General features: G+C 41.1%; 16 protein-coding genes. 7 read left to right on the top strand and 9 right to left on the bottom strand.

Annotated features, from left to right (window positions below; genetic code table 11):
• Positions 1–9 precede the first annotated feature (9 nt).
• The 4 genes from A0126_RS06535 to tnpB form a co-directional block, all read right to left on the bottom strand.
• Positions 10–666, bottom strand: coding sequence for a UbiA prenyltransferase family protein (locus A0126_RS06535; protein ID WP_088836933.1), 657 nt, complete (start codon positions 664–666; stop codon positions 10–12).
• A 17-nt stretch (positions 667–683) separates the two neighbouring features.
• Entirely contained in the window at positions 684–1,298 is a 615-nt protein-coding gene (locus tag A0126_RS06530; RefSeq protein WP_088836932.1) for a hypothetical protein, read from the bottom strand.
• A gap of 66 nt (positions 1,299–1,364) precedes the next feature.
• Positions 1,365–1,622, bottom strand: coding sequence for a hypothetical protein (locus A0126_RS06525; RefSeq protein ID WP_088836931.1), 258 nt, complete (start codon positions 1,620–1,622; stop codon positions 1,365–1,367).
• 365 nt (positions 1,623–1,987) lie between these two features.
• Positions 1,988–3,160, bottom strand: a complete 1,173-nt coding sequence (gene tnpB, locus A0126_RS06520) for an IS200/IS605 family element RNA-guided endonuclease TnpB (protein ID WP_088838466.1) — start codon at positions 3,158–3,160, stop codon at positions 1,988–1,990.
• A 390-nt stretch (positions 3,161–3,550) separates the two neighbouring features.
• Between tnpB and A0126_RS06515 the strand changes: the two genes are divergently transcribed.
• The 5 genes from A0126_RS06515 (at position 3,551) to A0126_RS06495 (ending at position 7,167) form a co-directional block, all read left to right on the top strand.
• Positions 3,551–3,880, top strand: a complete 330-nt coding sequence (locus A0126_RS06515) for a winged helix-turn-helix transcriptional regulator (RefSeq protein ID WP_088836930.1) — start codon at positions 3,551–3,553, stop codon at positions 3,878–3,880.
• Positions 3,881–4,113: 233 nt separating this feature from the next.
• Complete coding sequence (locus A0126_RS06510) at positions 4,114–4,947, top strand: aldo/keto reductase (RefSeq protein WP_369834765.1); 834 nt, start codon at positions 4,114–4,116, stop codon at positions 4,945–4,947.
• A 41-nt stretch (positions 4,948–4,988) separates the two neighbouring features.
• Positions 4,989–5,465: a heme-degrading domain-containing protein gene (locus A0126_RS06505; protein WP_088836928.1), complete on the top strand. Its 477-nt coding sequence runs from the start codon at positions 4,989–4,991 to the stop codon at positions 5,463–5,465.
• The gene (locus A0126_RS06500) at positions 5,465–5,938 is read left to right on the top strand and encodes a tautomerase family protein (RefSeq protein ID WP_088836927.1); all 474 of its coding nucleotides are present in this window, start codon (positions 5,465–5,467) and stop codon (positions 5,936–5,938) included. Before A0126_RS06505 ends, A0126_RS06500 begins: the two co-directional genes overlap by 1 nt.
• A 284-nt stretch (positions 5,939–6,222) precedes the next feature.
• Positions 6,223–7,167 (top strand): DUF2268 domain-containing putative Zn-dependent protease, encoded by a 945-nt coding sequence (locus A0126_RS06495; RefSeq protein ID WP_088836926.1) that lies wholly within the window; start codon positions 6,223–6,225, stop codon positions 7,165–7,167.
• Between the two features lie 251 nt (positions 7,168–7,418).
• Here A0126_RS06495 and A0126_RS06490 read toward each other — a convergent pair whose 3' ends face one another.
• The 4 genes from A0126_RS06490 to A0126_RS06465 all read right to left on the bottom strand — a co-directional run bounded on the left by A0126_RS06490 (position 7,419) and on the right by A0126_RS06465 (position 10,711).
• The gene (locus tag A0126_RS06490) at positions 7,419–8,108 is read right to left on the bottom strand and encodes a hypothetical protein (protein WP_088836925.1); all 690 of its coding nucleotides are present in this window, start codon (positions 8,106–8,108) and stop codon (positions 7,419–7,421) included.
• A 119-nt stretch (positions 8,109–8,227) separates the two neighbouring features.
• Entirely contained in the window at positions 8,228–8,533 is a 306-nt protein-coding gene (locus A0126_RS06485; protein WP_088836924.1) for a hypothetical protein, read from the bottom strand.
• A gap of 90 nt (positions 8,534–8,623) precedes the next feature.
• A complete protein-coding gene (locus tag A0126_RS06480; protein WP_088836923.1) occupies positions 8,624–9,193 on the bottom strand; it encodes a suppressor of fused domain protein in 570 nt (189 codons plus the stop codon).
• A gap of 735 nt (positions 9,194–9,928) precedes the next feature.
• Positions 9,929–10,711 carry a hypothetical protein gene (locus A0126_RS06465; RefSeq protein ID WP_239456874.1) on the bottom strand — a complete coding sequence of 261 codons (783 nt, stop codon included), beginning with the start codon at positions 10,709–10,711 and terminating at the stop codon, positions 9,929–9,931.
• 78 nt (positions 10,712–10,789) lie between these two features.
• Between A0126_RS06465 and A0126_RS06460 the strand changes: the two genes are divergently transcribed.
• Entirely contained in the window at positions 10,790–11,212 is a 423-nt protein-coding gene (locus tag A0126_RS06460) for a hypothetical protein (RefSeq protein ID WP_088836920.1), read from the top strand.
• An 86-nt stretch (positions 11,213–11,298) separates the two neighbouring features.
• On the opposite strand, the gene A0126_RS06455 is transcribed toward A0126_RS06460, so the two are convergent.
• On the bottom strand, positions 11,299–11,679 hold the full coding sequence (locus tag A0126_RS06455; RefSeq protein ID WP_088836919.1) for a DUF5412 family protein: 381 nt from the start codon (positions 11,677–11,679) through the stop codon (positions 11,299–11,301).
• A gap of 65 nt (positions 11,680–11,744) precedes the next feature.
• Between A0126_RS06455 and A0126_RS06450 the strand changes: the two genes are divergently transcribed.
• Complete coding sequence (locus A0126_RS06450; RefSeq protein ID WP_157898470.1) at positions 11,745–12,104, top strand: DUF2199 domain-containing protein; 360 nt, start codon at positions 11,745–11,747, stop codon at positions 12,102–12,104.
• Positions 12,105–12,120 lie beyond the last annotated feature (16 nt).

The following is a 12,120-nucleotide window of genomic DNA, read 5'->3' as shown; positions in this document are numbered from 1 at the left end:
TGAATGCAATCACCAATCTTCTTCTGAATACTCTTGCAACGGACTGGTTTCAATCGTCGGTGCACCTTCATTTGCTTTCTTTGAAGGGTACAAGTAATGCTTTACAACTAGTAAAAGAAGAACAATTGACGACAGAATGCAGCTAGTCGCATAAACCGGTAGCAGGACATTTTCCAGTCCGAAGACTGACAGAACTTGTAACAGTGTCAGGATAAAAAGCGTCAGGTGGAAATACTTGCGCACAATTTTCGGAATACCGGTTTTCCCATAAATCCCCCACCAGACATATAAACTTAAGCTGAATGCCACGACGTTCGGAATCGTATAGGGACTGACGAACAGTAAAATGCCCATTAAAAGCATCAACCAGGCATAACGAATCGCCTGCTTAAGAAAGGTTGAATCGAGTTCTTCGTCACCGTTGACGATTGCTGCTTCCTCTTCCGCTGTCAACGACCGAAAGCCAAGTGCTTTCTTTTCTTCCGCCAAGTGCCGCATTCTTTTTCGCATGCCGATGTACAGCGGATACCGTTCTTTCGTCATTTCGCCGTCATTCGATTGACCGCTTTCGTCCTCCTGGATAAAACCCTGATGCAGCGTCCGACCAATTCGGTAACAGACCCAGTGGTCAACCTGCCGACCGTTTTCCCGTTTCAAATAAATCATTTGTTTCTCCTTGTCCCTCATAGAGTAATTTCCTTCGTCTCTTCTTCTTTTAGCGTTTGGATCACATGCAACAGTAAGAGAAAACCGGAGACAAGGCACACCGTACCGCTGATCGAAAGATTAATCGGGTTTAAGTAGTCTTTTGACGTGCCGCCCAAGGGAATCAGCATGATGGCTCCGTACCAGCGATAGAAACGGGCACGCCTCGATTTCCCTTCATCCATCGGCCAAACCCACGGGAGATAAAATAACGGAATATAGCCTGGGACGGGCAACACTCCCGTCAGTGATGACAGTCCACAAAGCATCGTGAACAGTGCGACAAATACTTTCCGTTTTTTACTGCGACGTTCAATCCATTTGTCCATCGTTTTTGACGAAGGGAAATCTGACTTGAAGTAGCCATCCGCTTTCTTTAGGCGAATCCATTCTTTCTTTTGCCGATATGCTGCTATTACGTGCCGACATTTGACTACCACGGTCGCTGTTTCAACATTGACCTGGACTAGTTCGTCACTTCCCTCTTGCTTCTCCTTACGGGCAATCCCTTCCCGGTAAAACAACGTTCGTCCTTCCTGATGATAGATGATGTGGTGCACTTGATCGTCGATTTGTTTTAACAATTGAATCATTGTGCTCTCCCTTTACTCCACTTTATATACTACTTCCAAGATGAGTCAATTCCTCATCTCAATCGTTTACCAGACAGAGTTGACACTGTACAGTACGAACAATCCTCCTGCGATACATATATAACCGTACTGTCTGATGGTCAACGAACAAAAAATAAATAGTCCAATCGAGAGTAGGATGCCGAGCACAAATGAATCAACATTGTCGACGTTACTCCCATGTCCGTCTAGTGGCATCTTCTTCGCATGCTTCGACCGGATGAAGTACGTTCCTACTATCAATAAGAAGAGACCGGCAACAAGACCGATGAATGGTAAAATCACAAGCGTTCCCTCCAAGATATGTATCGTGTTCTATTAGTAGCTCGTTGTGTTTTATAAAACATTATACTACTAACAAATACGATATTTCCCTTTATTAAGTTTCATTTATGAAAAAAGTTCCAAAAAAACCTACTCGGGGTGGATGATTCTTCCCGTCACAAAAGAAGCCCCATTGCTATGCTAATAGTAAGTTGACTCCTCAAAAAGGACCACATCACCAATCAGATGTGGTCTCGTTTGCTTACATTGACAGCAATAAGCAACCCTTTGATTGTTTCTTCAATACCTTCTTGAACTACCTCCACCTACGCTTCGCTTAGAGGTGGAGGATTCCTGAGTGATCCGACCTAACGGTCGAAAATTGATCAGGCTAACCCCGTCGTCCCGACGGTTGAAGAAGCTAAGAGGCGTTCAGCTTCTTGTTTGAGGTTCAATCCTGCGTTCACATCACGGTCGTGGTGGATGCCGCAACTCGGGCATGTCCATTCACGCAAGCCAAGATGTTTCACGTCTTTGTGTTGATGTACGCAACGGGAACACAGTTGACTAGAGGCGAAGGTCTTGCCGACTTTCACGACGGTCTTTCCGTACCATTCCGCCTTGTATCCGAGCATGCGAAAGAACTCCGACCAACTGACATCCGAGATGGACTTGCTCAACTTGCGATTCTTCTGCATGTACTTCACTTGCAAGGTCTCGATGCCGATGACGTCGTGGTTTTTGACGATCTCGGTCGATACCTTGTGCAGGAAATCGGTTCGCTTGTTCGCGATATTCTCGTGGATGCGGGCGACCTTCCGCTTTTGCTTCTGATAGTTCTTCGCCTCGGAAAGTGTTACTTTCTTGTCCAAGGCCAATCGTTGACGACGAGAGAGTTTACGTTGTTCACGTGCAAGCTTTTTCTCAAGCGAACGGAAGTAACGGTCATTCTTGTACACCGTGCCGTCCGACAGAATGGCGAAGTGCTTCAACCCGACATCGACGCCGACGGATGAGCCCGTCTTCGGCATTTCGTTGCTCTCCTGCTCGACGAGCAGGGAGACAAAGTATTTTCCTGAAGCGTTACGCCGGATGGTCGCGTTCAAGATGCGACCGACGACCTGCCTCGAGTTGGCGAAACGCACCCACTTCAGCTTTGGAATTTTGATTTTGGCGCCGACGATCGAGACTTCTGGAAGTTGAGACTTGCCTTGAATGTTCGTCTTATACGATTGAACAAGATTGCTCTTCGACTTGAAGCGAGGCCATTCGTTCTGTTTCTTGAAGAAGCGGTCAAAGGCATCAGCAAGATGCTTGACGCTCGTTTGGACAGACGTGCTATCGACTTCCTTCAGCCAGTCGAACGCCTGCTTCAACATCGGAATTTCTTTCGAACAAGAACCGTAGGACAGTCCTTTACCTGTCGCTCTATACGTCTCATCCCACTTCGCTAAGAAGTGGTTGAATACGAAGCGCGAACAACCGATCGTCTTCGCAATCAGGGTTTCCTGCTCTTTTGTCGGATAGATTCTGAATTTGTAGGCCTTGTGCTTTAACACCATTTTTCACCTCCTTCAAAGGGAATATACCCGAAAGAGAGGTTGGCGATTCATCTCCCACTTTCACTCGATCTTCACCCGGATCGTTTAGAAGTGGGCATATTCTCGCCTGATTTTGATAAATACGATATTTTCCTTAATTAAGTTCCATTTTCTAATTTTTTCCAATAAATCAATTAAGTATTATTCAGTAAATAGCTGTACATGTACCCTATAATTAAAATCCATTCATTTTTAAGCCATTTCCTATTAACGCTGCAAATGATATGCGCATATATGAGCTTACTTTTTATGAATCATACTCTAATTATGCTATATTTCGTTTTGGTAATTCTTTTACGAACTACTCTGTCATTGTATTTAACTTTATTGGATAAAGGGGTCATCGTTTTGAGTAAATTTAGTATTCCTGTCGAAGCAGCTTTGAAAGTAATCGGCGGGAAGTGGAAAGTCGTCATCTTATGCCACTTGTTTAAAGATAAGTACCGGACGAGTGAGTTGAAACGTCGCATGCCGAACGTTTCTCAAAAAATGCTCGTTCAACAGTTGAGAGAGTTAGAACAGGACGGCGTCATTCGACGGGTCATCTATCGCCAAGCTCCACCTAAGGTCGAATATGAGTTAACGGACTATGGTCGGTCGTTAAAATCGACCATGGATGTCTTATGTGACTGGGGAGAGCAGCATCTCCAAAATGAACACTTGAAAAATAGCTGTTAATTTTTCTGTATTTCCATAAACAGCCCTGCATTTTCGAATGCAGGGCTGTTTGCTGTTTGATTTTTTTTTAACTTTTCCCCTTCCCCCGTCCCAGTAATCTAGGAAAAGTCACTTTTTGGTGACTATGGAACTTTAAAGTGCCGTCTTCTTATTTCTGATTGCTCCCGATATGATGATGTCACACATACAGCACGATTTTTTTGCTGTAATTTTGATAAAGGAGCTAGATGAATATGAATATCTCTACAGTACGGTTAAACAACGGTGTGGACATGCCACAAGTCGGATATGGCGTATTTCGTGTCGAGGACGGTGCGGATCTTGAGCAAGCAATCGTGACTGCGATTCGCGAAGGCTATCGCAGTATCGATACTGCAGCCATCTATGGTAACGAACAAAGTGTAGGAAAAGGCATTGCGAAGGCTATCGAAGAAGGGCTCGTAACACGCGAAGAACTATTCGTGACATCAAAAGTCTGGAATGCACATGGATCATACGAAGAAACACTCGCTGACTACGAGGAATCCTTAGAAAAAATGCAGTTAGAGTATCTTGATCTCTACTTGATCCATTGGCCAGGAAAAGCCAAGTATCAAGCTCCTTGGAAACCACTTGAAGAATTGTATCAAACGCACAAGGTCCGTGCGATTGGTGTGAGTAATTTTCAAATCCACCATCTCGAGGACTTACTGCAACATGCAACGATCACACCTGTCGTCAATCAAATCGAACTCCATCCGAAACTAACTCAGTCAGAGTTACGTCAATTCTGTAGCGAACATGGTATTCAAATTGAAGCCTGGTCACCTCTTATGAATGCGGAACTTCTAGAAAATGAGGTCGTTCAGACGCTCGCTACACAATACAAGAAATCAGCTGCTCAAATCATTCTACGATGGGATATTCAGCAGGGCATCATCACGATTCCTAAGTCTATGACGCCTTCACGGATGCAAGAAAATCTACGCGTTACTGATTTCGAGCTCTTTTCAGAAGATATGGAACGATTAGACAAATTGAATGAAAATCTTCGGAGTGGACCGGATCCAGATACGTTTGACTTTTAATCAGAATGGATACTCTACCCCATTTTAAAAGGAGCTTACCTATGTCTATCGAAGACTTGATAAAACAGACACAAAATGAAGAACACACTTTACGTTTCAAACGATTTACACACAATGATGTCTTTCCGTTAGGATTGACTTTGATTAAAGAAGCACAGAAAAACAATGTATCCATCGCCGTTGATATTACAGTCAATGGTACGTCGATGTTCCACTATAAAATGCCGGGTACGACCCGTATCAACAGCGAATGGATCGAACGAAAAAAACGAGTCGTCAACTACCACCTTCACAGTTCTTACTTCATGCAGTTATGGGCTGCACGTAGTGAGGTGACGTATAACGAGGAACATCGACTAGACTCAAGCTTTGCTGCTTTCGGCGGTTCTTTCCCGATCACACTGGATGGTGGGCTGATTGTCGGAATGATCACTGTTTCAGGGTTAACTCCTGAAGAAGACCATGAGCTCGTAGTAAATTCTATGCGTATTTATCTAAAAGAACGAGAGGTGCTCTGATGCCATTACTTTCTCTAAATACTTGGCCAGCGATGTCACGTGATACGAAACGACAACTCATCCATCAACTAACAAATACAACGGTCGAGACATTGAACATGATTCCTGACAAGATTCAAATCTTGATTCACGAACAAGAACCAGAAAACTTTGGAAAAGCAGGTGCCATGGCATCCGATCCGACCTTTTCTTCCGATAGCCGCATAACGAATTGGCAGACACGAGCTTCTTATGGAACAGCCGCCACTCCTGTCGCAGGAATGGCTATCTTGACGATCGATGTGTGGGATACGTTCTATCAAGAAACAAAAGATGCTTGGGTGAATAAGTTAACTGAAGTTCTCTCGCTTTTTACCCATGCACCGGGAGATAAAGTATTGATTCTTATTCGAGAAATGCCCCCAGGAAATTGGGCGCAAAACGGTGTTACAGGTATCCATGAAGATTTTTTAACGAAAAGTAGAAGAGTTTAGAATCTACTTTCATAAAACTGTAGATTTAAGTAAAGAGCCACCAAGTACGGTGGCTTTTTACTTAAATGAAGGTCGAAGAGATAGCCATCCTTGTCTAAGATTAGTAGTAATAGTTTAGTCCCTTCACTTAGTATGTATATAGAATCGTAACAAATGTATTTCCCCCTCTAAAATTACATATTTTGACTATAAAGAGACGGAATGCTATCTTTATTTTAATGATTATTTATTTTTGAAATAATCTTCCAGGTTATTCATGTATCTATCGAAGGGATGATCATGTTTTGAAAAAAATACTTGCACCTTTTTTATGTGTTCCTTTAGTCGTTTTAACCGCATGTTCGGAAGAAAGTCAAAGCGAAAAATTTAAACCTGAGTCCATTAAAATCAATCATGATAGTGAAGTGAATATCGTTCCTCTTTACTCGCCCTATCAAAAGTACTTAAAAGCTTCACTTGATGGTGATACTGAAGTGAGTAAAAAAAATTACATGAACTATGTACTTAGTGATATCGATAAAATTGGAGAAAAAGAAGAGTTTGATACTACTTCCTTAAAAGGTTTCTTCATGATGCAATCGACTGCTTATCAGCAAGCGCTACTTGATCGAATCGAAGCATTGGAGGAACGACAAGACGAGATTAAAAAAATCATCACAAAAAATTACACAGCAGCACATAAAGTGCTTCCAAAGAAAAAAAGCACGATTTTCATCGTACCAATCAACTCAGAATATACGACGATGACCGAACCGATGGGAGGTGTTGCGGCAGGCACGTACAAAGATGCCGTCGTGCTATATCTGGATGAAGATTTCGATAAGGATGCTTTAGCCTATACGGTTGCGCATGAATATCATCATTTAATTCTTCAAGATAGACCCGAATATCAGATGAATAAATTACTCGATTCGGTCATTATTGAGGGAAAAGCGGATGCTTTTGCTGATCGAATCCTTAAAGATGTGAAGGCCCCATGGGATGAACCGATGGATGAAACGACGATCAAACATGTTTCAAAACTGATTCAGACTGGTGAGGCTACATACGAAGACCTTGTGGGCGGTAGTCCCCAAAAAGACATTCCCCGCTGGAGTAATTACAATTTAGGACACGATATCCTCGACCATTATTTTAAATTACATCCAGATTCTAAAATAGAGGAATGGTCCTTTAAAGGTGAAGCTGACCTTTTGAAAGGATATAAATATAAAAAGTTACTTCAGTAATAATAAATACACTTCTTTCACTTCAAATTTGACGTAACCTAAATGCATGTGAAAAAACACCTTCTAATTGGTACATTAAAAAGTAACAATACCAGAGGTGTTTTTGCATGTTTATCGTTTGTAGATTTAAGGCTCACAATTTAAATTTAATAATCGATACATATCAATTAAGTAGATTTAAAAATTTATCACACTCTTTACTTGGCATTGTGATTGCTTCATTAATAAATAGTTACACTATGACTAGAAAATTAAATAAAACAATCATTATCTGACCAATCAATCCCTATTTCAGAAAACGAGATTTTACTCTCCTCAATCCCCTCCATATTACTTGTATCTAATACTTGAATATCCTCATGTGATAGCGTGATAGCTTGTGATGATTTCTTTATTTTTAAGTGATACAGTTTTTCCAGTAACGCCAGCTGACTTTCAGTGAGCTCATAATACTCTTCCCAATATTCAAGTCCAATTTTGTAAACCGATGCCTGGATCTCTAACAGACTTCCTCCTCGCTCCATCATTTCTTCATATGGGTGACTAGAAAATACTCGGCTATCATCTCCCCACAAGATAGTAGTGACGACAGGAATCACCACTCCATCAACATCATCTAGTAGATAGTGAAAGGTATCGTTTATAGCCATTTGCTTTACTTTTTCTGATGCTTCGATTAGCAAATCGCTTGCCTCTATAATCTCTTCAACAAATTCTTCGTTTCGAAACCCCGCCATAAAAATATCTTGTCCAAATGTTACTGTTCCTCTACAGCCTTGACCATCATTCGTGCTGTAATGATCATCATCCCAAGAGTGCTCATAAGCAAAATCGGGGTTATTCGCGACAAAGATAGCGTGAGCGATTGACGCAAGTATACATCCTGCCATATGTTTTGATGATTCCATCCATAGTCCATGAGTTGATTCTTTTTCATTCATACCTCCTATTTTTTTATGCAGTTGCGAAAATCCTTCTCTTTTAAGGGACGAATGCTATATTGCTTGCTTTTGTAAACCAACTAAATGATTTACTCTGATTGTGCGATATACCCAAAACTTTATTTGAATTTTTTTCTACACTTCTGATGATATTTGTTCTCAATATTTTGGAGTTCCTTCACCCAGTCACGGATGTCTTCTTCACAATGAAGATATTCGGTAGGACTATTTAGCAAGTCCATTCCATACACTGTAGTTAAGCAATCAAAGACTGCAATATCGTAATCTGTCGTCTCCCATCCTTCTTTATTTTCTAAAACCATCATCCATTTATAAGCCCATTCTGAAACTTCTTCCCTTGAAAGTTGATTTTCTAAAACCAATTCTAATTTCGTTATGATGTCATTGATGTTGGGCGTCTTCATTTGATCCTCCTTTACTTTGTAGAACTCCTAAAAATTCCACTCAGATCATGTAGATCAATATTTTACTTTCAAATACCTATCAAAAATTACCTACACTAATGGCTTACGATTAAAATCTACTAATTCATCTATCTCAAACAAAAGATCTTCGAATCGATCCGCTCCGTGCTTTTCAATGTATTTCTCCTCAGATTCAAAAATTGGTACGAACCATACTGGCAATACGGTATCTGGCTCATCCCCAACATTAGAATCTGTTTCAAATAAGCAGAAGGATTCATCAAAATATACAGGACTTGTGACATAGACAGACGTGAACTGATACTTTTCAAATATTCCTTCAGGAAGTGGATAGTACTCTGCTGCATCAAACGCATTTCCTGATCTCATCGCGTATTCAGCTAATTGCCAGAGTAGAAAAATGATCTCATCCTGAACGTCTGGTTGTTCCGCTGACATCATTAATTCTTGATGCATCAGTGAACCGTCTTCCAATCGAAGAGGTTGAAACAATAGCCCAAGTGAGGCAATCGTATAGGTTTCATTAAACGGAGCGTCTTCAAATTTCAAGATTTGGACATGTTTCTGCTCAAGTTCCTCGATTGGAAATGCTTCTGTAAATTCTCCACAATGCTTTTCTAAATGATCAAGATAATTCATTGAATAAACCTCCGTTTTGTTCTCGTTTTGATACTTCTAAAATGATCCGTAATTACAACATAAGAAGTCATTGCAAGTGGTCATTGATTTCTTTTAATCGTTCTTCATATTCGTAAACAGCAACTATATCCCCACTTGAACCATATGGATTTACGACTGCTTTCGCCTCTTTTTCATCCACAAAAATTTTCTCTCCCCATAAGCCTTTCGTGATGAAATACTCTTCATCATTCGATTCTAAAGTGTCAAATAACAACGGAGTTGAAAATGTTCCTTCTTCTCGATGGCGTCTTCCAAGTACAATCCATTCCCCATTTTTTATACCATAGTAACCCGTTCTAATGACTATACAAGGTTCAGGATTTTTTTATCTAACTCATGAAGCGTGAAGATCTTCTCTGTTCTAAGATTATAGTATTGGATGTAATCCATAGACTCTAGCTTTCCAGTCTCATGATTCTCATCTTGAGAAACTTTCATTTCTGCATATCCGTATCCTCCTAGTCGAGGTAAAGGAATCGCATAGACAATGCCGGATGACAGCTTCCAACGAGCAGGTCTTTTTTTCGTTCGAATGGAGACCTTTGAAATCATTTGCTGTACGTCTTCACGCGTGCTTAAAAGACTATTTAATCCGTTCTCAAGAAGGTATCGCCATTCCTCAATCGAAAAATACGTGCCCCATCTTCTGTTCGAATTCATGAAGTGCATCTCTTAATTGGTTGATATGCTTCTCTAGTTGTTCGCTCGATTCCATCGTTTTTTATCCTCCTGATCCATTACGCTAAAAGCTTTTGCTAGATTAATAGAGTTTTTTGCTCGCTCGTATTCAAAAATTGCCCACGGAAACCATAAGACCGATTCTGTCGCCTCACCTAATTCATTGCAGTAATTCGAGTAACAATCTGCTTCTTCGAACGTATGGATCAAACCGCGACTGTTTAGTGAAAAATTAAAAGGGTGATTGAAATCGCGTTCCAGTCCATTACACAAATAGGAATGAAACAATCCGGAATCAAAGCCTAACACTTCGTAGCCAATTTTTTTGGCACCGTCCATGTCAGGGCTGAGATGCTGAGATAACATTTTTTCGACTCCATAAGGCTCAGGATTTTTACTACTAAATAAATCGACATCTTCAAGAAAATCCACTTTGTAATGTTCCGGTAAGCCAATGCTGATGATGCGTATATCAGGAAGATGATTTAAGAAACGATTTACGAACGTTTGCGCAGCATCTAAGTTAGAGAACACTTGAGGAAACAACACATCTCTTGTTTTCCGATGTTCTTCTACCCATTGTTCGAGTAACTGAAAGGTGTTAAGTGAAAGAGCAAGTTGCTCCATATAACGCTCTTTCTTTACTTCCGATTCTCCCCATAAGATACTGGTATCAGGATAGTGCGTACAGCTACACTCACTTACGGATTGCACGGATTTTGGAACAACCGTCTTATCCATGTACTCTTTTCGAGGGGTAGGCAGAATAAGATAATTTCCTGCAGATAGGTAGTTCATGACTTTTCTCCTTATCGTGATCAGTAATTATATGCAAGGAATTCTATACGCTAGTTTGAGTAGAAAGGAGATAAACGTATGGATAAAGAACAAGAAATAGTGCTTGTCCAATCATTCTTCGTTAAACGCGTTCAAGAGCGCGTTCTGCATGAACTGTTCACACCAAAGAAACGGGATATGGCGCTTCAACGTTTAGACCACCGATATTTAAGCATGCTGAAGAATGATTATTTGATTGAAATCAAACCACCTAATTCATGGCCGGATGATACATATGACTTATTGAAACAGCACGGTGCATCCGATACGTGCTATTGTCTATCAGAAAACGAGCTAATCAGCGGAAAAACGTTGCCTCTCCGTGAAGCACTCGAGCACGCCATCGGCTTCGGATTTGCCTCAATCATTTCCTGTATTCCAGGCGAATTGGCGTATTTCGAAGCGGAGCAATCTTTTGGTCCGCCACCTCGTTATTTGTTGAAGAAACCAAGCAATCGGTAAGCATCGTCCTTCATCCATGCTTGGTTTCTAACAACTACGTCACATGATTGTGCGTCAAGATTTGCTGAATACCCATTATGTTCTTCTTAATCTGCTTCGTATATCCCCTCTCTGAAGTCATAGACTTGACTCCATATCTTAATTTTTGTGCCATTGATCGTCACCGTATCCTTCGTCCACTTCACTTCTTTTATTTCGCGACAAGGATATTCCCAGTACATTCTACGCTTTTCTCCGTCCTTGTTCTCCATGATGCCAAGCATCGCAAAATCTACTGTCGCCCCACCATTTGCGCGGTAAAAACGAATCGTATACGCCTGATCGGGCGAAATACTTTTCGAGATATATTCTTCTTTTGGAACAACGTTGATATCGACTAAGAAAAACAGTCGATAGATCATCCATACAATATATACAACCAAACTTATTCCAACTACTATTCCAGTTATCTTCAGCTTTTTTTTCAATTTTCAAAACTCCAATTTCTTATATTTTTCAACATTCAATCGATGAGATGGACTACCTATGGTGTGTGCTAGAACCGAATGGTCCACATTATTTCGTAAAAGGGATTCTTGAACTCCCGATTGCTGGACAAGACGAACCCTTCTGGTGGATCACATGGGTGAGCCTGAGCCCTGACAACTTCGCTCGCTTCAACGAGAAGAAACGTCCTCGTATCGAAGAGCCGATGTTCGGTTGGTTCTCAAGCGATCTACCGGCTTACCCGGATACCGTCAACTTGAAAGTGATGGTCCATGACGAAGGGCCTGATCAACTTCCCTTCTTTGAACTCGAGCCAACGGATCACCCTTTATCAATCGAATTCTATTCTGAGATGACACTTGCGCAAGTCCATGCCATCGCAGATATAGTCTATGCACAAGAGTGAATCATCTAAAACGAAG

The organism is Exiguobacterium sp. N4-1P (genome assembly GCF_002214325.1).
The sequence above is the reverse complement of the archived record's forward strand: the minus strand, read 5'-3'. Positions and strand labels throughout refer to the sequence as shown.